The 22,727-nt window shown below is 49.0% G+C and carries 24 protein-coding genes and 1 other RNA gene; 22 read left to right on the top strand and 3 right to left on the bottom strand.

Annotated features, from left to right (window positions below; translation table 11 throughout):
- Positions 1-69 precede the first annotated feature (69 nt).
- The 10 genes from EKM71_RS01775 to EKM71_RS01730 all read left to right on the top strand — a co-directional run bounded on the left by EKM71_RS01775 (position 70) and on the right by EKM71_RS01730 (position 7,059).
- The gene (locus tag EKM71_RS01775; RefSeq protein ID WP_125572957.1) at positions 70-639 is read left to right on the top strand and encodes a DUF1273 domain-containing protein; all 570 of its coding nucleotides are present in this window, start codon (positions 70-72) and stop codon (positions 637-639) included.
- Between the two features lie 55 nt (positions 640-694).
- Positions 695-1,048 carry a cell division regulator GpsB gene (gene gpsB, locus EKM71_RS01770; protein ID WP_057878778.1) on the top strand — a complete coding sequence of 118 codons (354 nt, stop codon included), beginning with the start codon at positions 695-697 and terminating at the stop codon, positions 1,046-1,048.
- Positions 1,049-1,067: 19 nt separating this feature from the next.
- Positions 1,068-1,447, top strand: an RNA gene (rnpB, locus tag EKM71_RS01765) — RNase P RNA component class B.
- A gap of 175 nt (positions 1,448-1,622) precedes the next feature.
- On the top strand, positions 1,623-2,768 hold the full coding sequence (locus EKM71_RS01760) for a THUMP domain-containing class I SAM-dependent RNA methyltransferase (RefSeq protein WP_125572956.1): 1,146 nt from the start codon (positions 1,623-1,625) through the stop codon (positions 2,766-2,768).
- A 5-nt stretch (positions 2,769-2,773) separates the two neighbouring features.
- Complete coding sequence (locus EKM71_RS01755) at positions 2,774-3,154, top strand: HIT family protein (RefSeq protein ID WP_125572955.1); 381 nt, start codon at positions 2,774-2,776, stop codon at positions 3,152-3,154.
- Positions 3,155-3,350: 196 nt separating this feature from the next.
- Positions 3,351-4,694: an ammonium transporter gene (locus tag EKM71_RS01750; RefSeq protein ID WP_125572954.1), complete on the top strand. Its 1,344-nt coding sequence runs from the start codon at positions 3,351-3,353 to the stop codon at positions 4,692-4,694.
- A 115-nt stretch (positions 4,695-4,809) separates the two neighbouring features.
- Entirely contained in the window at positions 4,810-5,004 is a 195-nt protein-coding gene (locus EKM71_RS01745) for a hypothetical protein (RefSeq protein WP_125572953.1), read from the top strand.
- A gap of 95 nt (positions 5,005-5,099) precedes the next feature.
- Entirely contained in the window at positions 5,100-6,200 is a 1,101-nt protein-coding gene (locus EKM71_RS01740) for an acyltransferase family protein (protein ID WP_125572952.1), read from the top strand.
- Positions 6,179-6,649, top strand: coding sequence for an 8-oxo-dGTP diphosphatase (locus tag EKM71_RS01735; protein WP_125572951.1), 471 nt, complete (start codon positions 6,179-6,181; stop codon positions 6,647-6,649). The genes EKM71_RS01740 and EKM71_RS01735 overlap by 22 nt, the downstream gene beginning before the upstream one ends.
- A 74-nt stretch (positions 6,650-6,723) precedes the next feature.
- Positions 6,724-7,059, top strand: a complete 336-nt coding sequence (locus tag EKM71_RS01730) for a hypothetical protein (protein ID WP_125572950.1) — start codon at positions 6,724-6,726, stop codon at positions 7,057-7,059.
- 150 nt (positions 7,060-7,209) lie between these two features.
- Here EKM71_RS01730 and EKM71_RS01725 read toward each other — a convergent pair whose 3' ends face one another.
- The gene (locus EKM71_RS01725; protein WP_125572949.1) at positions 7,210-7,875 is read right to left on the bottom strand and encodes a CPBP family intramembrane glutamic endopeptidase; all 666 of its coding nucleotides are present in this window, start codon (positions 7,873-7,875) and stop codon (positions 7,210-7,212) included.
- Positions 7,876-8,061: 186 nt separating this feature from the next.
- Between EKM71_RS01725 and EKM71_RS01720 the strand changes: the two genes are divergently transcribed.
- From EKM71_RS01720 to EKM71_RS01710, 3 genes are all read left to right on the top strand, one after another.
- Complete coding sequence (locus tag EKM71_RS01720; protein ID WP_125572948.1) at positions 8,062-8,583, top strand: TetR/AcrR family transcriptional regulator; 522 nt, start codon at positions 8,062-8,064, stop codon at positions 8,581-8,583.
- A 109-nt stretch (positions 8,584-8,692) separates the two neighbouring features.
- Complete coding sequence (locus EKM71_RS01715) at positions 8,693-9,295, top strand: nitroreductase family protein (protein WP_125572947.1); 603 nt, start codon at positions 8,693-8,695, stop codon at positions 9,293-9,295.
- A 155-nt stretch (positions 9,296-9,450) separates the two neighbouring features.
- Positions 9,451-10,575: an NAD(P)/FAD-dependent oxidoreductase gene (locus EKM71_RS01710; protein ID WP_125572946.1), complete on the top strand. Its 1,125-nt coding sequence runs from the start codon at positions 9,451-9,453 to the stop codon at positions 10,573-10,575.
- Here EKM71_RS01710 and EKM71_RS01705 read toward each other — a convergent pair.
- Positions 10,551-10,958 carry a ribonuclease HI family protein gene (locus tag EKM71_RS01705; RefSeq protein WP_125572945.1) on the bottom strand — a complete coding sequence of 136 codons (408 nt, stop codon included), beginning with the start codon at positions 10,956-10,958 and terminating at the stop codon, positions 10,551-10,553. The genes EKM71_RS01710 and EKM71_RS01705 overlap by 25 nt on opposite strands.
- 38 nt (positions 10,959-10,996) lie before the next feature.
- On the opposite strand from EKM71_RS01705, the gene EKM71_RS01700 reads away from it, so the two are divergent.
- The 7 genes from EKM71_RS01700 (at position 10,997) to EKM71_RS01670 (ending at position 19,059) form a co-directional block, all read left to right on the top strand.
- The gene (locus tag EKM71_RS01700; RefSeq protein WP_125572944.1) at positions 10,997-11,413 is read left to right on the top strand and encodes an EbsA family protein; all 417 of its coding nucleotides are present in this window, start codon (positions 10,997-10,999) and stop codon (positions 11,411-11,413) included.
- 1 nt (position 11,414) lies between these two features.
- Positions 11,415-13,070: a formate--tetrahydrofolate ligase gene (locus tag EKM71_RS01695; protein ID WP_125573027.1), complete on the top strand. Its 1,656-nt coding sequence runs from the start codon at positions 11,415-11,417 to the stop codon at positions 13,068-13,070.
- Positions 13,071-13,325: 255 nt separating this feature from the next.
- Entirely contained in the window at positions 13,326-13,790 is a 465-nt protein-coding gene (gene lspA / locus EKM71_RS01690; protein ID WP_125573026.1) for a signal peptidase II, read from the top strand.
- Positions 13,790-14,713: an RluA family pseudouridine synthase gene (locus EKM71_RS01685; RefSeq protein WP_125572943.1), complete on the top strand. Its 924-nt coding sequence runs from the start codon at positions 13,790-13,792 to the stop codon at positions 14,711-14,713. The genes lspA and EKM71_RS01685 overlap by 1 nt, the downstream gene beginning before the upstream one ends.
- Before the next feature lie 136 nt (positions 14,714-14,849).
- A complete protein-coding gene (pyrR, locus tag EKM71_RS01680; protein ID WP_125572942.1) occupies positions 14,850-15,383 on the top strand; it encodes a bifunctional pyr operon transcriptional regulator/uracil phosphoribosyltransferase PyrR in 534 nt (177 codons plus the stop codon).
- Positions 15,384-15,406: 23 nt separating this feature from the next.
- The gene (locus EKM71_RS01675; RefSeq protein ID WP_057878500.1) at positions 15,407-16,483 is read left to right on the top strand and encodes a carbamoyl phosphate synthase small subunit; all 1,077 of its coding nucleotides are present in this window, start codon (positions 15,407-15,409) and stop codon (positions 16,481-16,483) included.
- Positions 16,484-16,485: 2 nt separating this feature from the next.
- On the top strand, positions 16,486-19,059 hold the full coding sequence (locus tag EKM71_RS01670; protein WP_125572941.1) for a carbamoyl phosphate synthase preATP-grasp domain-containing protein: 2,574 nt from the start codon (positions 16,486-16,488) through the stop codon (positions 19,057-19,059).
- Between the two features lie 143 nt (positions 19,060-19,202).
- On the opposite strand, the gene EKM71_RS01665 is transcribed toward EKM71_RS01670, so the two are convergent.
- Positions 19,203-20,915: an NFACT RNA binding domain-containing protein gene (locus EKM71_RS01665; protein ID WP_125572940.1), complete on the bottom strand. Its 1,713-nt coding sequence runs from the start codon at positions 20,913-20,915 to the stop codon at positions 19,203-19,205.
- 199 nt (positions 20,916-21,114) lie between these two features.
- Between EKM71_RS01665 and EKM71_RS01660 the strand changes: the two genes are divergently transcribed.
- Both EKM71_RS01660 and EKM71_RS01655 read left to right on the top strand, forming a co-directional pair.
- A complete protein-coding gene (locus EKM71_RS01660) occupies positions 21,115-21,552 on the top strand; it encodes a MarR family winged helix-turn-helix transcriptional regulator (RefSeq protein WP_125572939.1) in 438 nt (145 codons plus the stop codon).
- A 285-nt stretch (positions 21,553-21,837) separates the two neighbouring features.
- Positions 21,838-22,704: a DegV family protein gene (locus EKM71_RS01655; protein ID WP_125572938.1), complete on the top strand. Its 867-nt coding sequence runs from the start codon at positions 21,838-21,840 to the stop codon at positions 22,702-22,704.
- The last annotated feature ends 23 nt before the right edge of the window (positions 22,705-22,727 follow it).

The following is a 22,727-nucleotide window of genomic DNA, read 5'->3' as shown; positions in this document are numbered from 1 at the left end:
TTAACGTCTTTTCATTGCTCCCACCGAAAATCTTCGCTAAACTATAGGAAGAACAAAGGGGGAATTTTGGTGAGTCGACTGTGGGTGACGGGTTATCGAAGCTATGAACTCGGCGTCTTTGGTACCGAGGACAAGAAACTTCTGGTCTTAAAGGATGCCTTAAAGAAGGTTCTTATTAGTAAAATTGAAAATGGCACCGACTGGTTGATTACCGGTGGTCAACTCGGGGTAGAACAGTGGGTCATCGAGGTGGCTCTGACCCTGAAAGAGGACTATCCGGAACTCAAAATTGCGATGATGACGCCGTTTGCGGAGTTCGGCAACAACTGGAACGAGGCCAATCAGGCCCAACTAGCTAGTCTCATGAGTCGAACGGACTTCCATGAACCAGTCAGTGCGCAACCTTATCATAGCCCCCAACAGTTAAGAAACTATCAAGAATTTATGTTGACCCATACAGATGAAGCCGTGATGGTTTATGATTTAGAGGTTGAAGGCAAACCTAAGTATGATTACCGAGCGATTGAACAGTTCCAGGAGCAACATACTTATCCCCTGACGATGGTTGATATGGAATGGCTACAAGAAAGTGCCAACGAATATCAAGAAAATTTAAATAATGGTTCCCAATTTGAATGAAAACTGGTATTATTAATATTGCCGGTTTGATATGACAACGAGGTGTAAATAATCGATGGAAAACATTAAGTTCACTCCAAAAGAAATTTTGCAAAAGCAATTTCGACAAAAGATGCGTGGCTATGATCCAGATGACGTTGATACTTTCTTAGACAACGTGATCAAGGACTACGACACCTTTGTTAAGGAAAATCAACGCCTGCAAGATGAAAACGAACGGTTGTTAGCGAAGGTTGATGAATTAACGAAGCAAGTGCAAGTTGGCGTTAGTCAACCACAAGCTTCGACAACCAGCCAACCGACGTCCAGTGTGACTAATATGGATATTCTCAAACGTTTATCCAATTTGGAACGTCACGTTTTCGGTTCACAATTAGATAATGATCCAAACGAGTCACATCGTTTGTAGAATTATAAAGACTGGTGTAAATCCTGAGTAATCGCGGTCGGCTTATGTCGGCTGAGGAAAGTCCATGCTCGCACAGACTGAGATGTCTGTAGTGTTCGTGCTCGGTGAAAAAATAAGCCGGGGAACGTTAGCAATAACGTTACGGCGGGAAAAAATGGCTAAGGCTTCGGCTATGCTTGAGTATCCCTGAAAAGTGCCACAGTGACGATACGTCCAGGGAAACCTAGGCGGTGGAACGCGGTAAACCCCTCGAGCGGGCAACCCAAACTTTTGGTAGGGGCGCTTCACATATGGAAATGAACGAAATGTGGGGGGAGAGGAAACTCTCGAGATAGATGATTACTGCCAGTCAATCGTTTGCCTGAAACGGTTGGGTGGTACAAAACATGGCTTACAGGGATTTACACCATGTCAGGTCGGTGGGAGCTTGCTCCCACCTTTTTTTATAGCTAATTTATGGGGCGAAAGGTCTTCGGTGGTACACTGAGGGTAAAGTCGATTTGTCGCGGTAGCGATCGACAGCGTTCGCTAATTTAAAGCGTTGTACCGTTGCGTCAGAAACAAGGAGGATGTTATGAAAAAATTTCATTTATATGCCGCCACTGCGAGTGGTATCGAAGCCATCGCTGGACGGGAATTACGAGATATGGGTTATGAGACCCAAGTCGAAAATGGTCGGGTTCGCTTTGATGGAACGATCGAAGATATCTTACGAACGAATCTCTGGCTCAGAACGGCTGACCGTGTTCGGATCATCGTGGCTGAATTCGATGCCGTGACATTTGACGAGTTATTCGAAGCCACCAAGGCCGTCGCTTGGGATGAATTGCTGCCCATGGATGCAGCTTTCCCCGTTGAAGGCCGCTCCAAGAAGTCTCAGCTACATAGTGTGCCTGACGCGCAAGCAATTGTGAAGAAGGCCGTGGCGACCAAGCTAGCCGCTGTCTATCACCGGCGGACGCGAATGCCTGAAACGGGTGCGACGTATCCTTTGGAAGTGATGATTGATAAGGATCACGTGATGCTAACCCTTGATACAACAGGTCCGAGTCTCTTTAAACGAGGCTATCGGGTTGGCAAAGGTGGCGCGCCTATCAAGGAAAATATGGCGGCGGCATTGATTGCTTTGACTAGCTGGCATAAGGATATGCCATTCTGGGATCCTGTCTGTGGGTCCGGAACCATTCCAATTGAGGCAGCGCTGATCGGCCGTAACTTGGCTCCTGGTTTCAATCGGGATTTCACCTGTGAGAGTTGGGACTGGGTGCCGCAAGAACTGAGTGACCAAGTTCGTGACGAGGCCGATGCCAAGGCCGACTATGACACCCCCTTACAGATTTTTGGAAGTGATATTGATGAGAATATGGTCGCTATCGCTAAAAAGAACGCGCAAGAGGCTGGGCTGTCACAAGACATCACTTTCCGTCAATTAGCGGTTCAAGACTTTGAAACCGAACTCAAACACGGGGTTATCGTTGCCAACCCACCTTACGGGGAACGGTTGAGTGATCAGGCCAGCGTACGGGAGCTTTACAAGCAAATGGGTGAGGTTTTCCGGCCAATGACGGACTGGTCAACCTATGTGCTGACAGCCGATCTGGAATTCGAACACTTCTATGGTAAGAAAGCCACGAAGACGCGGAAACTCTATAACGGGGCCCTCCGGACGGATTACTTCCAGTTCTGGGCACAACGGCAACCACGACGGTCAAAGGAGTAGGTAACGTGATTAAGGCGGATTGCATTTTCTGTCAGAAGAACGAGATTGTTCTGGAAAATGATCTGGCGAAGGCCTTTTGGGACCTTCATCCGGTGCGCAAGGGACATCTATTGATCGTTCCTAAGCAACATTATGCCACCTATTTTGATATTCCTGGGCCAACCAAGCAGGCCATGGATGCCCTATTGGCTGAGGGAAAGGTCTTATTGGACCAAACCTATCAGCCAGCTGGTTATAACATTGGGATTAATGTTGGGGCGGCGGCTGGTCAAACGGTGATGCATGCCCATGTTCATTTGATTCCACGGTATACGGGTGATGTGCCCGATCCCCGTGGTGGGGTTCGGAAACTCATTCCCGCAGCCGTAAAACGATTTCTAAAATAAAGACATGAGAGTTTCGGTAACGTTGCCGAAACTCTTTTTTTATGATCAAAATGTCAGAAAATATAACGCCAAAAGTGATCAACAGTAAGAATACGGGCTCCAAAAGGTCAATTTACGAATATACTAATCAGCCATCGACATATTTAGTGCTTAGTGTTAGGATTTATAACATTAAAAGATGAAGAGGGCGACGCAAATGAATTTAGCCAACACAGCATTTGTGTTAGTGGCAAGTATCTTGGTTTTATTCATGACTCCTGGTTTGGCATTCTTTTACGGGGGATTGGTTTCGGAGAAAAACGTGGTTAATACTCTGCTGTCGGTGTTTATCATGACGGGAATGGCCATTCTCCTCTGGGTATTTGTGGGGTATTCGTTAAGTTTCTCGGGTGACTTTGCCGGGATTATTGGGAATCTGCGAGAAGCCTTCTTTCATGGCGTACGGGTGTCAACGTTGACGACGGGCCAGATTCCCGTAGGGGCGTACGCCTTATTTCAAATGATGTTTGCCATTATTACCCCGGCCTTATTCGTTGGGGCCGTGGTTGGTCGAATTCGATTTAAATTTCTTTTACTCTTTCTGGTCGGCTGGTCACTACTCCTGTACTACCCATTAGTTCACTTAGTGTGGAGTCCAGCTGGTTGGCTAGCACGTTGGGGTGTTTTGGATTTTGCCGGTGGGACGGTGGTCCACATTAATGCCGGGGTCACCGCCTTGGTATTGTCAGTTTGGCTGGGACCTCGGCTGAAGAGCAACACCGGCAATCCTCACTATAATTTACCCTGGGTGCTACTGGGGACCGCAATTCTGTGGATTGGTTGGTATGGTTTCAATGCTGGGAGTGCGCTGGCAGTCAATGATATTGCCTTACAGGCTGCGTTGACCAGTACCGTAGCCACGGCCACCGCAATGGTGGTCTGGATGGGACTCGACATCTGGCGTCATGGGAAGCCAACGTTGGTGGGTGTCTGTACCGGGACCCTGTGTGGGCTGGTGGGGATTACGCCCGGAGCTGGATACGTGACGATCATGGGAGCTGTGGCTATCGGAGCCATTGCCACCTTGACCAGCTACGCCTTTGTGACCTGGATCAAGCCACATTTGGGAATTGACGATGCGCTGGATGCCTTCGGTTGTCACGGGGTGAGCGGCATTGTTGGTAGCGTACTAGTGGGTGTCTTTGCCACGAAGTCTGTCAATCCGGTGGTCACGACCAATGGACTCCTGTATGGTGGTGGCGGTCGCTTGCTGGGGATTCAGGTTGGCGCGACGGTGGTTACGATTGTGTTAGTAGCTGCCGGTGTCAGTCTCTTAGTTTGGAGTCTTCGCCAGGTTTGCTCGATGCGTGTTAGCGTTGCCGAAGAAGAGACGGGACTTGATCTTGGTGAGCACGGGGAACGGGTGGACTCGACGGTGGCTCGCCAGGCACAATTGGCGGCTTTTCGTCCGGAACAGGAACGTTTCGAACCCGAATTTCGGGGGCAACTTCAACATCTGACTTCCCACGATTCCTCTCGATCTGGTTTGCACGGTCGCTAAAGTTAGTGACTTTCTTAAGGTTAGCCGAAGTAGTGGTTATTTTGAATGGAAACTGATAAGCTAGCTTTGTGGTTAGGGGCCACGCGAATTTAATTAAGCTAAGGGGGAGTTTAAAATGAAAAAAGATCGGATTGTCTTAACGACATTGGTCGTCTTTGCGGTCATGTTCTTAAGCCTGGTGCTCGTTTTAATGAAGTCACCACTATGGTTGGCATTCCCACTGGCGTTTGCCGCTCTGGGTGCCGTATGTTACGGCGTAGAGGGAATCATCGAAAATAAAAAACAACAGCGCAGTGAGCGCAAAGCTTAATCGTAAAAATAAAGAGGCCAGTGAGCCTCTTTTTTCGTGGTTTACGTTATCCGAGTGACTTGGTAAAATGAACGAGTAAAGGACGATGACGCGATGTGAATTGGCAAGGAGACGAAGCGGATGCTGGTGATTTTCTGAAGGTGGCCGCCTGCACGGCAGTTATGGGACAATCGGTGTTGAGCCTTGCCTTAACGGTGCAACCGGCGCTAAGAGATCAGGCAGTGATGGCTGGTCTTTATTTAGCAGTGAAGTTTACGGCGCCCGCCTTTATCTGGGGGATTCTCTTCACGACCAGTCGAACGACCCAATCGATTAGTGGCTATGGCACTTACTTGAAGCAGCAGATACCGACGCTTTTTTTGCCGACCGTGATCTGGACAGGGCTCTATCTATGGGTGATGCCCGATGTTCAGCAGCATGGCGCGGGTCACAGCTGGAGATCATTCTTTTGGCAGGCTGTGAGTGGTAATGCGGCCCCTCATCTGTGGTATAACACCATGATGCTCCAATTTATTCTGTTGATGCCCGTCTTTTGGTGGTTGCGTGATCGGACGACTCGATTACAAGCGGCTAAACACTGGGGATGGGGTATCGGGAGTCTCTCTGTTTTGGCGATGATCGGGTTTACCTTATTGGTCTATCCAACCCGTTACTTTGTCCGCTGGTACCTCTTGGATCGGATCTTCTTGGGCTTTCTTCTGTATGCGGTATTGGGCGTTCTGTGCTGGCAATATTGGGCCGCCTGGCAACACTGGTTGTCACGTATTTGGGGACTCTTGGTCCTGGTGGCTTGTGCGACGTGGGGGGGCCAGAACTGGGTGTTGCGGCAGTGGGGGTCGACGGTCGACTTTGCCCAGACGAGTTACTACCTGCCGGCAACTGTTATTTTTGATTTAAGTGTCATCGGATTGGTTCTGGCGTTAGCCGGTAACCAGATACGACGGAGATCTCGGTCACTGGGGCTGGTTCATGGTCTCGCACAGTTAGCCTATCCCTCGTATCTCGCCAATGTATTTTGGCTACAGCTCATTTGGCGGGGTGGTGGTGCTGTGCTGACGCAAGCCCACCTGGGTCTGGGAATTCTCGTATGTTACGGATTGACTTGGATTGTATCGTTTAGCTTTAGTGCCCTGATCGCTCGGTGTATTGATATAGTCAAAAGGAGGAGACAACCATGGACAGAACACAACCGGTAGAACTTGTGACAATGATTCTTGTAACAAACCCTGTTACTAAGCACGTCTTGGTGGAGGATAAATTAAATGTCCCTTGGAAAGCTGGTCATAGTTTTCCCGGCGGTCACGTGGAGGTCGGCGAGAGTTGTGCGACGGCGGCAATGCGGGAGGTGGCCGAGGAGACGGGTCTACACTTACATAGTTTGAGCTTTTGTGGCACTTGTGAATGGTTTGACCCAACTCGGGAAAAGCGTAAATTGGGTCTGCTGTACCGCAGCAACGATTTCACGGGTGAGTTGCGTGACAGTGATGAGGGTCCCAATTCGTGGTTGCCTTTGTCGGAATTGACGGCGGCAAACAGTGCCTCTAGTCTGATGACGTTGTTACGCGTCTTTAACCATGAGCTTCCAGCGATCGTCAGTAACGAGTGGAATGGTGAATTGTCAGCGGATGCCGGGTGGCAAGTTTAGGGCGAAAATTTCAGGCGCCCTGAACCTCTCAATTATTGAAAACGTGTATAATTGAGATAAAGGAAGCGATGATGATGAAAACAACGAGACGGACCCAACGGTGGTATGGCTACTTCTTCATTGGTTTGAGCGTTCTTGCCCTGCTCTTGGCGGGACTACTACCATTATCCTTAGTGGAGCGTGCGTTAATTCTGACGACCGCTGTAACCCTGCTGACTTATGGGATTAGTTATCAATCCCGGTTGGCTCGGGGGTGGTGGCTGGCACTGGTCGTTGTAGGTGGCGGACTGGTTCTCTTAGACTTGGTCGTGGCCCTCATGACGCCGGCGTTGTTCCTGACCTTCCTGGAATTCTTATTGCCACTGACGTTTTTAGTAGTACTGCTGGGTTACCTGCGTCGCTTGATCTAAGCGTCGCAAGTTAGGCGTTAATCGGTGTTGATCACGGACCATAATTTTAATTTATAAACAAAGGCGTCGAACACTTATCCTCAAGAATAAGTGTTCGACGCCTTTTAATTGACTGGAATTGATGAAAATTACTGACCGGTGTGACCCAAATCAGGAGAAGAGGGTTACCAGAATATCCCAGGTCATATGAACAACAATTCCGGGCCAGAGGGACTTGCTGCGGGCGTAAAGCCAACCGAAGAGAGCCCCGAGGGCGGCAACAGAAACAAGGTTGCTGATCCAGGCCATTGGACTCATTGCTGGAATCGTCGTGAGGTAACGGGGGATATGTAGACTGGCGAAGGCCAAAGCCTGAATGGTATTGGCCGTGGCTAAGGAATAGCGGGTCAACAAAACGTTTAGGAAGTAGCCTCGGAAGACAAACTCTTCACTGATGCCAACCACTAGGAAGTAGCGGCCCCAGAATTCGGGACGAAAGCTGTGACTGATGCGCAGCCCATGATGGGTCAACATAAATTGGCCAATGAGGTAGATGATGACCAAGGCTAAGACCAAGTAACCAGGGATGAATCGCCAGCTGGGTTGCCATTGATCACGGTTGACTAAATACAGGTCACTGGGCGCTGTCTGATGCAGGAACCAAGCACCCGCGCCTAACCAAACAATAAGTTTGATGGCATCTAAGACAAGTTCCTGCGGCCAGCCGGCAAGATGATTTTCAATGGGAACATTGAGGGCGATCTGAACGATTAACCAAACTAGCCAAAAGCCAATGAGATTGAGGGCCAATCGTCGAGTAGTGATTGAATGTGACATGGACGACACTCTTTTCTAAAATAAAGGTTTACACATATTGTAGAACACTTCGATCGAATTGATTGTAAAATTTGAGTAAGGATCATCAATTACAGACAATGTTATCAGTGTATACATTTGAAGTAATCGGTGTTAACATGAGGTGTGAACAGCGTTTTTACGGGATTTTAAAGGAGGACGACTTAGATGGCAGAACGACCCTATCATCGAGAAAATTTAGCGGCAGCGATTGCACAACAGGCACGAATGCAGTTGGAGACCAACGGGGCGGAACAACTCTCTCTACGACAAATCGCGCGGTTTTTGGATGTGACGCCGGCCGCCGTCTATCGGCATTATCCGGATAAAGCAAGCCTATTGGCTCAACTCAGAGAAACGATCACCGATGAATTGACAGCGACTTTACGTGAAGGCGTCCTGGATTCGGCGGATGCCACGATTATGTTGACCCGGATGGTGGCCAATTTGTTGGCCTATGCCACCCAACATCCCCAAGCAATCGTCTTTGTCCTCACGAAACCATTAGAGGTCCCGCAGAGCTTACAAACAGTGGTCACTCTCTATACAGCCCAACATCCTGCCGCGAGGGCTCCCCAGAACCCGGCACAGGCCTGCTGGTTGTTTCTATTGGGGATTCTGTTGGTTCATGACTCAGATCTGACGGCAGAGTGGATCACCACCCAGCTGAAATACTTACTGGGGGACTAGCTGGAACGACCGGTGGAAAACACTTTACTTTCAAAAAGTAAGTGATAAACTGAAACAAAATATAAAACTAAGCTCCCGGTATCTGGGACTTGAAATGAGGCCATTAAATATGGAGACTAAATTTTTAGAACTTGCCAAGAAACGACGGAGTATTTATGCTTTGGGTCGCGATGTAAAGCTCAGCCAAGACGACCTGGTTACTCTGATTAAAAACAGTGTGAAGCAGGGCCCATCATCCTTTAACAATCAGACAACACGGGTTGCCATCTTATTCGGCGATTCACACGAAGAACTTTGGAACATCGTGATCAATCGTCTGAAGCAAGAGGTACCTGACGCCGACGCTTTTAAGCGAACCGAAGCCAAGATTAATGGGTTCAAAGCGGCTTATGGAACGGTCTTGTTCTTTACTGAAACTAAGACGGTCGCAAAATTTGAACACGACTTCCCACTCTATGCGGCTAACTTCCAGGATTGGTCAGAACAATCTCAAGGAAATGCGCAGTATGCTGTTTGGACGGCGCTGGCGGAGAATGGGATTGGCGCCAACCTGCAACATTACAATCCACTGATCGATGATGATGTTCGTCGCACTTTTGACATTCCAGCTAGCTGGCGGTTACGGGCCGAGATGGACTTCGGATCAATCGAAGCACCGGCCGACGCGAAAGACTACATGTCTGATGGCGACCGCTTCTTGATCTTTAAATAGGCCTGCAAAAAGGGAGCCTGTCCGCACTATTTTGGTGTTGGGCAGGCTCCCTTTTCTATGAATAATCGTCGAGGGGCGGTCACGTGTTTTAGATATAAGTATGCTAAAATGAGGGCTAGAACAGAATCTTTTAATTATCGGAGGTCAAGGTCAGCATGCAAAAACGAATTGCTATTATTGGCGGCGGTATTGTCGGTGCCACCGCAGCTTATTATCTTAGTCAATTACCCGGCGGGCAGAACGTGAAAGTGACGCTGTTTGACGACGGCGTGGGGCAAGCCACCAGTGCCGCAGCCGGCATCATTTCGCCATGGCTTTCTAAGCGTCGTAACCAGCAATGGTACCGCTTAGCCAAAGCGGGGGCCGACCTTTACCCAGAACTTATCCATGATGCCAAGCTGGGGACAGCCGTTTATCAGCAGACGGGAACCATCGTTACGCGATCGGATGACAGCGACCTCGAAGCACTGTTTGCCTTGGCTCAAAAACGGCGGCAAGATGCCGCAACCATGGGGGATGTCACCGCACTCAGTGCCGCCGAGGTTCAAGCAAAGGTGCCGCTGTTAACGACGAGTCACCCTGGCGTCTTTATTAGCGGGGGTGCCCGTGTCGATGGTGCCGCATTGGTGGATGGACTGTTAAAACAAGCCACGTCACAGAATTTAACGATTCGGCGAGAACGGGTCACACTCGATGGCCAGGGCAATGTCATGACTTCGGTTGGACGCAAACAGTTTGACCGGGTCATTGTGGCCGCTGGTGCCTGGGTCAAGGAACTCCTAGCCCCGCTGGGTGTGATTGCTGATGTACGACCACAGAAGGGGCAATTGATCGAACTAGCTGTCAAAGACTTTGAGTCTCAAGAACGGATGCCAGTCGTGATGCCTGAGGGCGAACGGGACTTTATTCCATTCGGTCACGGGAAGCTCCTTGTGGGGGCGACACATGATGACGAAGGTAAATTTGACTTGAAGGCGACACCAGAAGTGACCGCCGATCTGTTGGGCAGTGCTCAACGATTAATGAGTGGATTGACGGCCGACAATGTCACGGCGACCCGAGTTGGCACACGAGCCTATACCCGTGACTTTGCCCCATTCTTCGGGCCGGTACCTGAACACGAAGCCATTTTAGTGGCATCCGGTTTGGGTTCCTCGGGCCTGACAACCGGTGTTCAGATCGGTCGCCTGCTTGCCGGATCTGCCCTGTATGGTGGCACTCCTGACTGGAGTGACTACGAGAAGCCGCTCACGACTTACTTGGCCACCTCTGCGGAGTGAAGCGCCTGATTGGCTAAGGTGTGAGCCCCTTGATTTTGTTTCTCGGGGACCCACTGGGTCAGAACCAATTGAAAGGATGCTTGAGCTGCTAACAAGCGGTCTACCTGGTTTTGGTAATGTTTTGCATAATGTTTGGTTAAACTGTCGTTAACGATCTGACTATCGGTGTAAAATAAAACGGTAGTCGATGCACTTGTGGGTCCCACTAGTTGGCTGAGTTTTTCAAATCCCAGCCGCGCGACTTCAAACTCGGCCGCGTGGTTGGTCTTAGCCAATAGGGGGACCTTCAATTGTGTCTGCTGATGATCGTGGATAATGAGGATACCTCCGGCACTCAGTCCACTTTGTGGTTGGGTTGCCGCATCCGTATACAATGAATACACAAGAATCACTCCAATTTTTTCGTGAGGTGTTGAAACTAATGATAACGCAACAACGACGCTTTTTGTATCAACCCTATCCACTAGGAAGCATCATTAACTGGAGCTGGACGCTGATTGTTTTTCTACTCGGTGTCATTTTCTGGCTTGAAGTGACGCATTTTAACTGGATGACACTGGCCTTCTTTGTGGCCTTCGCCTTACTTAGCTGGATTGAGATTCACTTCCGTAATATCACCATGGCCGACGGCATGTTAACCGTTAGTCGGGTGCTCAATCATCATCACCTGGTGATCCCTTTGGCAGATGTCAAGGGTGTTCGCGTGGCCCGGTTTCGCTTAGGAATCGTGGCTCAAGGACGAATCTATCAATTCTTATTACCACAAAATTCTGTGATCGAGTTAGCTGCACTGATTCGTGCGGCTATGCCCGAGCAAGTTGAACGAGAGGATGACTAATTTGAAGGATATTGAAATTTCACAGGCAACGCCGTTGGAGCCGATCGAAAAGATTGCGGCTAAGGTGGGTCTCAATCCTGCCGATATCGAACCTTACGGCCACACTAAAGCTAAGATTACCTTACCACTGCCTGAGAAACATGAATTGGGTAAATTGGTGCTCGTGACGTCTATCAATCCCACACCAGCCGGTGAAGGGAAGTCCACGGTGGTTGTTGGTTTAGGGGATGCTCTGAATCGTGCCGGTCATCAGACCGTACTAGCTCTGCGTGAGCCCTCAATGGGGCCTGTGATGGGGATGAAGGGGGGCGCTACCGGAGGAGGGTACGCCCAGGTTGTGCCAATGGAAGATATTAACCTTCACTTTACAGGGGATATGCACGCCTTGACCGAGGCCCACGACACCCTGGCAGCTCTGATTGATAATCATATTCACCATGGTAATGCATTAAACCTGGATCCCCGTCAGATTGTGTGGAAACGGGTTTTAGATATCAACGATCGTGAGTTGCGCCAGACCGTCGTTGGCCTGGGTGGTCGAACCTCTGGTACCCCGCGTCAAGATGGGTTTGACATCACCGTAGCAAGTGAATTGATGGCAGTGCTGTGTCTCAGCGAAGACCTGACGGATCTGAAACGTCGGGTCAATCGGATCCTCATCGGGTATACTTATGACCGTGAACCCGTCACGGTGGCCGATCTGAAGGTCGGCGGTGCCATCACCTTACTCTTAAAGGATGCGATTAAACCCAACCTGGTGCAGACTTTAGAACATAACCCTGCGATTATCCATGGGGGACCATTTGCCAATATCGCTCACGGCTGTAATTCCGTGTTAGCAACACAGACGGCCCTGCAACTTGGGGATTTTGCGGTGACTGAAGCCGGTTTTGGGGCTGACCTGGGTGGCGAGAAGTTCATGGACATTAAGACGCCGGTTTTAGGTAAGACACCGGATGCCGTAGTGGTTGTCGCGACGATCAGGGCTCTCAAGTACAACGGGGGTGTCAAACGTGCCGATCTCGAACAAGAGAATATTGCCGCCTTGAGACAAGGTAGTTCCAATTTGAAACGTCATATCAAGAGCATGCAACAGTATGGTGTCCCAGTCGTTGTGGCCATCAATCGCTTCACTAGCGATACCGATGCTGAAGTAGCCGCCCTGACTGCTGAGGTGGCTGCATTGGCTATTCCCGTGGCCACCACGACAGTTTGGGCCGATGGTGGGGCAGGTGCTGCTGATTTGGCGGAAAAGGTCGTCATGGCCACACAACAAGCTAAGGATTTCCATCGGTTGGTACCGGAAGGCGCTGACCTGATGACACAGATGACAGCTATTACCCAGAAAGTTTATGGGGGTGCCAGAGTTGAGTTGTCCGGCAAGGCACAACGTCAGTTGAAGACGTTTGCGAAACGGGGCTGGGACAAGTTACCGGTCTGCATGGCCAAAACACAGTATTCACTGACGGATGATGCCCAGCAGTTGGGCGCACCAACGGATTTCACGATTCATGTACGTGAGTTTGCGCCACGTCTAGGGGCAGGGTTCGTCGTCGCACTGACGGGGAACGTTTTGACAATGCCTGGCCTACCGAGCCACCCAGCGGCTCTCGATATGGACATTGATGCCGATGGAAAAATTACCGGGTTGTTTTAGTCTTTGCTAACCGACCTTTCAAAGTGATTGAAATGAAAGACGAGGCCTGAAAAGGGGTCTCGTTTTTTTGATCGTATAGAATGGTATTAAACCAGCGTTTGGCGAGGGTGTACAGGGCCACAAATGGGTAGCAGTGCGAATGACTTTCCCAATCGGCTCTTTTCCCGAACTTTTCTGGGTCTGAAGCCGCCGAACTCGCCGGTTTTCTGGTATACTTTTCAACAACGACTTATAGGAAAGGTGTTTCATAAACTTATGCTGATTGCCAATATTATTTTAATAGTGGTCCTGGTCGGAATTGATCAGTGGATCAAGCACGCGGTGGTCTTAAACATCGCGTTAGGTGGTGAGAAGCCCTTCATCCCTGGGATCATGTCCCTAACGCATCTGCGTAATGATGGGGCAGCCTGGAGTATCCTGCAGGGACAGATGTGGTTCTTTGCGGTCATCGCCGTGATCGCCTTGGGTATCATGGGCTTCTTCTTCTGGCAATACCGCAACCAGCGGGAGTCCTGGGTGGAGGAACTTGGTTTGGCCTTGATGATGGCCGGGACGATCGGGAACTTTATCGATCGACTGATGAATGGTTACGTGGTTGACATGTTCCAGCTCACCTTTATTAATTTTCCAATCTTTAACTTCGCCGACAGTTGCTTAACAGTTGGCGTGATTCTAATCGCGGTCGGCGTCTTTCTTGCCGATCGCCGGGAGGCCCAGTAATGCAAAATGAAGAGTTTAAAGTGACAGCGAGTGCTCGGTTAGACAAATTGGTTGCCGAGACGGTACCTACGATTTCACGATCGCAGGCCAAGGGAGCTATTGAAGCTGGTCAAGTCAAGGTTGACGGGCAAGACGCCCGGCCGAAGGACAAGCCGGCGGTGGGTGCCACAGTTACCATTAGTCTCCCTGATCCACAACCGTTGGATCTCGTTGCCGAAAATATTCCCTTAGACATCGTCTATGAGGATGATGACGTGATTGTCGTGAACAAACCTCAGGGGATGGTGGTTCATCCCGCACCAGGGCATCCAGATAAGACGTTAGTGAACGCGCTCCTGTATCATAGTCCGCTCTCCAGCATTAACGGAACGTTGCGGCCAGGAATCGTTCACCGGATTGACAAGGATACCTCGGGATTACTCATGGTTGCCAAGAACGATCATGCCCATCAAAGTCTTTCAGCACAGCTTCAGGCCAAGACCAACTTGCGGGAATATGTGGCCATTGTTCACGGTAACTTTAAAGAAGAAGAAGGGGTCATTCGCGCACCACTAGGCCGTTCGCCTAAGGACCGCAAGAAGCAGGCGGTGGTTGCCGATGGTCGACCCGCCGTCACGCACTTTAGAGTCTTGGAACGGTATGGAAATTACACCTTGATTGCCTGTCGCTTGGAAACGGGACGGACGCATCAGATCCGGGTTCATTTGGCTTACATTAAGCATCCCGTCGCGGGTGATCCTTTATATGGTCCCAAGAAGACCCTAAAGGGTGCGGGACAATTCTTACATGCCAGAGAGTTAGGCTTCAAACAGCCCACCACTGGTGAACAACTGGTCTTTACGGCGCCAGTTCCGGCAAATTTTGCCACAGCGGTTAAGCACTTGCGGTTACAGGCTGGTTTACCAGTTGACAAACCAATCTAGTTTTTTTATGCTAAACGTACGAGAATAGCGGGTTTACCGGTGTTCCGGCGGGCGGGTTTCTTCACCAGTATTGCCGAAGAGACTCGCCCGCCTTCTACATAGGCGGACACCAGGGAAATTTAAGGAGGAAATAAAGATGGCAAAGGTAGTTGTGGACGCAATGGCAATGCAACGGGCCCTGACCCGAATCACATACGAAATAATTGAACGTAACAAGGGTGTGGATGACTTAGTCATTCTCGGAATTAAAACGCGTGGTGTCTATTTGGCGCGGCGAATTGCCAGTCGCTTGCAACAGCTTGAAAATGTCACGGTACCGGTGGGTGATCTCGATGTGACCCCTTATCGCGATGACATCGACCACGATGCCCAGGGAGATCCCCAGGTGAGTGGCGAGAGCATCGACTTCTCTGTAGCGGGGAAAAAGGTTATTTTAGTCGATGACGTGCTTTATACTGGCAGAACTATCAGAGCTGCGATGAGTGCCGTGATGGCACTTGGCCGGCCCCAGTCCATTAACTTGGCCGTCCTGGTCGACAGAGGTCACCGGGAATTACCTATCAGAGCGGACTTTGTCGGGAAGAATATTCCCAGCTCGCAACGAGAACGGATTAAGGTGTCCGTTAGTGAGATTGACGACCGCGATGCCGTAGAAATCCAACAGGCATAAACTGACGAAGGGGCCGATTTAGCATGGCAAAACGCTATTTAATTTTAGAAGACGGCTCGGCTTACGCCGGTGAGGGTTTTGGTGCTGGCGCCACGACGAGCGGCGAAGTCATTTCCAATTTAAATTTACTTGGCTATCAGGAAACGATTACCGATCAGATTTATCACAATCAGATTATTATCTTTTCGCAACCCGCCATTGGTAATGTCGGTATTAACCACGATAGTTATGAATCAATTCTGCCCACGGCTAAGGGGATGGTGGTGCGAGATGTAACGAACATCTCGACCAATCGTCTGTCCCGCCTATCCCTGGATGAGTTTCTTCAGCAGCACAATATTCCGGGAATTAGTGGTATTGACACGCGACACTTAATTCGCAAGCTGCGGAAGATGGACGGTCCAGTCAAGGGAAGTATCGTCGACGTTGCCGATGCCCATGCCTTTGATCAACTAAATGCGACCGTTCTGACGAATCGGCAAGTCGATCAGGTAGCGACACCAAAGCCGTATCCTAACCCGGATACCGGTAAGAACGTCGTGGTCATTGATTTTGGGTTAAAACATGGTATCTTACGGCAACTGTCTGAGAGACGGTGTAATGTCACCGTATTGCCGTGGACAGCGAGTGCTCAGGATGTCTTGAATTTGGATCCAGATGGGGTTCTGCTCTCTACAGGCCCTGGTTCACCTTTAGATCTCGGTGAAGGGGTGCTGGAGATGATTCGTACGGTTCAAGCAGAGATTCCGCTCTTTGCCATCGGATTGGGTCATGAACTCTTTGCACTGGCGAATGGGGCCACACTGGCGGCACTTCCGGTGGAATATCATGGGAGTAGCCATCCAATTCGCCGAATCATTACGAATGATATTATTTATGCGACTCAGGGTCAGGGTTACGCAGTGGTGGCCAAGTCGATTGATCGTAATCGGTTAATTACCACTTATGTTGACCTGATCAACGGCACTGTCCAAGGATTGCGACACCGGGATTTTCCGGCGTTCTCCGTTCAATTCTTCGCAGATGGTGCTCCCGGTCCCCACGAGAGTCGGGACTTGTTCGATGAATTCATGGAAGCAATGACAGCACGGGAGGGATAGACTTGCAGAACTTGGATGACTTACAAAAGGTTTTGATCATTGGGAGTGGTCCGACGGAGATTGGTCACGAGACTGAGCTAGATAGCGCCACCGTGCAAATTATTACGAGTTTTAAACGTCATGGGATTAAGACCATGATTATTGACAACAATCCCTTCTCTGTCGCTTTGGAGGAGATTCAACCGACAAACATGTATGTTCAGTCGGTGACGACGGCTAATGTCCGCCACATCATCGAACGTGACCAGCCAGATGCCATTCTTCCTAGTCTGGGAGGCTTACTGGCGATCCGAATTACGCAAGAATTGATTGAAAATGGGGATATCGGTCGGTTCGGGATTGCTATCTTGGGGATGCCGGCCAGCACGGTTCGCCAGATTAACAATCCAGCTGCATTGAATGCGACATTAAAGGAAATTCAGGAACCGGTCATCGAGGCCCAAATTGTTGGGACCGAAGATGAAGCGCTCGGGTTGGTAGAGTCGATTGGGTTTCCACTAATTGTGAAGCCAGTTGCGCCGCGTATCGACTCCAATCGAACCATCTGTGATAACGTCGACGACATGTTGGTGGCCTTGAACCAAGGTTTTCAACAGTCAAGATTTGATCAGTGTACGTTGGAGCGCAGTGTGGTCGGTTACAAAGAAGTTGAAATGGTCGCTATTCGAGATTCTGCGGACACCACAATTCTGATTTCCGGACTCGAAAATGTCGATCCTTTGGGAATTCATTCCGGAGACTCGATTGTTATTACACCGCCACAGACGTTAAATGACCGGGAATATCAGGATTTACGGGACGCGACATTCCACATTGCCCGGGAGCTCGGCATTGTTGGGGTCATGCACATTCATTTTGCGCTAAACCCCGACAATCAGCATTTCTATGTTACGAAGTTAGCGCCTTATTTCACGCGTGGGGTTGCTCTGGCAGCGCGAACAACGGGGTATCCGGTAGCTATGGTGGCGGGTCCGCTGATGTTGGGGCAGCGCCTGGTAGATATCAAACTTCCTAGTCGTTATGTGAAGCAGACGGCAATTATGGAGCCCACCATCGATCACGTGAGCGTTCGAATTCCTATTTGGCCATTTCAAGAGGTACCCGATGCCGATCAACATCTGAATACCGCCATGAAGGCCGTGGGATCCACGGTGGGCATTGGTCGATCGGTAGAAGAGGCAATGCTGAAGTCGGTTAGAAGTTCCCAATTTTCACCACGAGATGTGTTACCAAGCGTTAGCAATTTAACGGATGGTGAAATGATTAGTCAGCTGATTCATCCACTAGCAAATCGAATTTTGGTTCTGATTGAAGCGTTACGCCGGGGATATGATCCCGACGAACTGAGTGAATTAACGAAGATTGATAATTTTTACTTCGTGAAACTGCAGCACTTGTTACAAATTGAAAAACGTATCATGGATCATCCGATGGACGTCGACACCTTGAAGTGTGGTCGCTACTATGGCTTTGGGGATGGGATGATTGCCCGAATCTGGCAAACAGATACCGCAGCCATTCGTGACTTGTCCGCTTCTGCGGATGTTCGTCCAACCTATAAGATGATTGAGCCCACCGGGGGTGAATTTGACGAGGAAGCCAGTGGCTACTATAGCACGTTTGAATTTGAAAATGAGAGTCAACCATTGGGTGAGCGTACGGCATTAGTTCTTGGCCGAGGCGGAAACCAGTTGGGACCTAATTCCGCTGCTGAGTACTTTACAACAGAAATGTTGAAGCAACTCAAACGTGCGGGTTACCACACCATTTTGATGAACACTAATCCGAATGCCGTGGCAGTAGCCCCGGAGTTCTCCGATAAGCAGTATGTCGACCCTATTCAATTAGGGGATGTTCGTAATGTGATTCAGGTGGAACATCCCGACATTGTGATCGTGCCAGGGAACCGTCATTACTTGACACGAGAGCTGAGTAAGCTTGATTTGAACCTGCATGTGTTGCCCCCCGATCAAGAGACTGGGGAGCCACAGCCTAAGCGTGCGACGATTGGAGTCAGCTTGTTTGTCCACGAGCAACATAAGATTGCGGCGGGGGTTATGGATATGATTGCCCCAGGGATGAATCAGAATCTAGCTCAGGTGACCGCTTTTCGGATGCCCGCTGAGCTGCCTAAGGCCGATCGTGTTCGATTGGTTGAAATGGCCAAGCAAGCTGTAAGTGAGCGCCAGATTGCTGGGATGGTTCAAGTACTCTTCGCGCCGAAATCAGACAAGAGCGATGCCCTTACGGTGGTAGGGGTTCGACCGACCCGGTTGACCGAAATGGCTTTCTTGAGTAAAGTTACTGGGATTAATTGGGTTCGAATGTTGACGCGTCAGCACATTGGCACCTTGGATAATGAGGAACTCAGCGAAATTAAAATTGACCTGAATAGTACACGGGTTGCGCTGATGAATGCTGCCTTTCCATTCCGTCAATTGCATGTTTTGAATCGACCAGGGACGACCGATCAGGAAGTCGGTGCGACGATCGCATTTGGCTCCAGTGAGGCTTTGTCGTTGCAGAATCTGAGTGATACAGAGGAACTGGATCGAATCATCAATCGAACCATCTAGAATTTGTAAAAAGAGCGAGTTGACAGGAATAGGTCAGCTCGCTTTTTTTACTTTTTAAAGTTGTAGATAACAAAAAGCGTTCAGTCAATATTTAGATTGTTGAACGCTTTTTGTTTAAATATAGTTGTATATAGCAATTAAGCTTAGTTGTCGGCGAGCTTTTCCACCAGAGCGCTTTCCGGTGTGACATAGACTGTTCGTTGACCAGTGAAAATGACGTACCCTGGTTTTGCGCCGTTGGGTTTATGAAGTCGTTTTACGGGGAGATAATCCACGGGAACGTTGCTCGACTCACGACCCTTGGAGAAGTAGGCTGCCAAATTAGCAGCTTCAAGGATTGTCGCTTCACTTGGATTGTCTGCGTGAATGATTACGTGCGAACCTGGCATGTCCTTCACATGAAGCCAGATATCAGTTCGCTTGGCGGTGTGAAGGCTAAGCTGATCGTTTTGCAGATTATTTTTACCAACAGAAATCTTCGTGCCATCGGTTGCTGTGAAGCGATCAGGCTTGCTGACCTTTTGCCGACGTTGTTTTTTGGACTTCTTCAAGTGATCGTGATCACGTAGGTAGCCACCTTGTTGAAGTTCGAGTCGAATGTCCACGAGATCTTTGGGTGCGGCCAGTTCGATCTGGGCCATAATGTTGTCGAAGTAGTCGACGTTAGCTTGCGTGATCTTTAACTGTTCATTAACGTAGATAACAGCATTTTTGGCCTTTTGATAGCGTTTGAAGTATTTTTGTGCGTTTTGATTTGGTGACAATTGGTTGGAGAGGGTGATCTTTAACGGTTTGTTGTCGTCATAGAAGTTTGGTAGTGAAACTGAGGTTTCTCCACGTTTGACCTGATGCAAGTAGGTCGTTAGAATTTCACCCTTGATGCGATAGTCATCAGCATTTTCAGTATCGGCGAGAGTCCGCTGGAGCTTCTTTAACTTCGTCCGATTCTTTTTGAGCTCATTACGAACGACACGAATCAGCACACTTCCTTGTTGCTGAACGCGGTCTCGCTCAGCCTTGTCTTGATAGTAAGTATCGAGGAGTTCACTGAGTGTGGCCGCGGTTTGACGCGTTGATCCCTCTGCGGGGTAAGGGAAGGCCGTGAAGCTAGTCTTACCCTTAGGTGAAATGGTTAACGTTGGTTTTGGGGCGTCGAAAGTCGCGAAGAAGTCCCGAAAGTGTTGATTTACATCCCCAGGTTGGTGGAGGGCAGTAGCTAATGCGGCAACCGTATCCTTACCGAGCCCCTGATATTGATGCTGTAAGGTTTGTGCCAGGACTTCCTGGTTAGGAAAGTCGCGAAGCGTCTCGGCTAAGTCAGAACGGGGGCCATCAAAGGGGTCGGTGAGATCTTGCTTTGGTGGATTGATATACTGTGCCCCTGGTAACAATAAACGATACCGATTTTGATCGGAACCAACATGTTTGATGGCGTCGAGGATTTTTCCCTCGGTTCCGTCGACTAAAATAACGTTACTGTGACGTGCCATGATTTCGATGATAAGGAGAAGATCTTGTTGATCACCTAATTCATTACGAGAGGTAAATTGCAGGTGCACAACGCGGTCGTTGGCAACCTGAGTGATGTTCTTGAGGATTGCCCCTTGCAAGTATTTCCGCAAGATCATGGTAAAGTTAGTGGGTACGGGTGGGTTCACGTAAGGGATCTGCGTGACTTGAATCCGCGCATAGGTGGGATTAGCCGATAACAGAATTGGATAGTTATGGCTGTTAGCCCGAATGGTGAGGACGACTTCGTTGGCGTATGGTTGGTTAATCTTGCTTACACGACCAGTCGTGAGTTCTTGACTCAATTCCTGAACCATTGCGTGGGTAAAGGATCCGTCAAATGACATGGAGAACAACACCTTTCTATCTAGAGAGTCTTGAATAATTCGTTCAATAAAACGACACAACTTAAAGTATACCGGGCGGTTAGACGAAGTGCAAAGAACTTTCCTCGAAAACCCTAGCGGAAGAGATAAAAACGTCATCAAATTGACTTGTGATTAGCAACCAGATCGTTGTACAATACAAGCAAAGGAGTGAGGGGAAATGAAATCCAGTTTAGCGGCGCTTATGGCCATCAACAAAGTTCAGCAAACGTTACTGCAACGGATGACCAAGCAGCAGCACCTAACCGTATCCGAGTGGCAACTCTTGGATCACATTGGTGGCGGTGAAAACACCCAAGAAATTCTTGCCCAACAGACCCGGCTGGATACGTCGACACTCAGTCGCCAACTAAAGGGCTTGGTGACCAAAAAGATGGTTTCTAAGAAGGCCATTGGTCGTGACAAACGCCAGTTGGTCTATAGCATCACTCCCGCGGGAACTGAAACGGCAGCGGCCATTAACACGGCGTTTGAAGCTCTTTCAGATGAAGTTTTCGAACACTGGTCAACTGACGAACGCAATTTATTACAAATATTATTGAATCGTTTAGATAAAAGCATGGATCGTCAGCGTCATGTAAAGAAACCGTTGGCTTGATGGACGACAGGACGAATTGTCTTCTATGTTTTTGTGGTGTTACAATTTAGATAGGATCGTTTTCAGATGTGTCTTTAAAGATGAGACGCAGGAAGCCTATTTAACAAAAATTATAAATCGGCTGACTGTTCGAGGACACTTGACGGTCATTCTCAAATAAAATTGGGGTTAAAAGTGATTAAATTTGTTGTGATTGCGTTTCCACAATCGTACAATTTCTAGGCGATTCCAGCGTTTTATGGTATTCTAGTTTCTAAATGATAAAAAACAAAGTAGGTGTAAGAAATGAAGATTGCTGTGGTCACCGATAGTACTAGCTATTTGTCCGCAGAAGAGGTCGAGCGGTATCATATTCACGTCGTACCAATTCCGGTGATCATTGATGGTCGCTCCTATGATGAAGATGTTGATATTACCACGAGTGAATTCTACGAACGGTTACGAAATTCCAAATCATTTCCAAGTACGTCCCAACCACCCTTGGGCGAAATGATTAATTTATATGATCAATTGGCTGATGAGGGCTACGATGCGGTTATTAGTATTCATTTGGCCAGTACTATTTCTGGGTTTGTTAACCAGTTAAAGGCATTAGCGCCCACTATTGATCGGATCAAGGTCATTCCTTATGATTCACAAATCACAGTTAAATTGATGGGATACTTAGCCATTGAAGCATCACGGATGGCCGCTAAGGGTGCTGATCCAGACGAGATTATTGCCCGGTTGGATGATCTACGGTCGACGATCGGTGAATACTTTGTTGTTGATGACTTACAAAACCTGGTTCGTGGAGGTCGGTTGTCCAATGCTTCCGGATTCATCGGTAGTGTGTTACGGATCAAGCCATTATTGACGTTTGATGACGACACCCACGAGATCGTGGCTTTTGAAAAGGTTCGGTCTCGTAAGAAGGCCTTAGCCCGGGTTGAGGACTTGTTTGTCCAAGCGCAGGCTAAGGTGGATTACCCATTACGAGCATTGGTCTTAGATGCGAACGATCCCGATGGCGGACAAGCTTGGGCGGAAAAAATTGCGTCGCAATATCCTGAGATTCCCGTAGAGCGGTCTTACTTCGGTCCAGTCATTGGGACGCACCTTGGTGAAAAGGCCTTAGCTTTAGCTTGGTTGAAGGACTTTGATCGCGCATAACGCGTGCAAGTCTGGAATGAGTA

The sequence above is a fragment of the Levilactobacillus huananensis genome (assembly GCF_003946145.1).
Lineage (GTDB): Bacteria > Bacillota > Bacilli > Lactobacillales > Lactobacillaceae > Levilactobacillus > Levilactobacillus huananensis.
The sequence above is the reverse complement of the archived record's forward strand: the minus strand, read 5'-3'. Positions and strand labels throughout refer to the sequence as shown.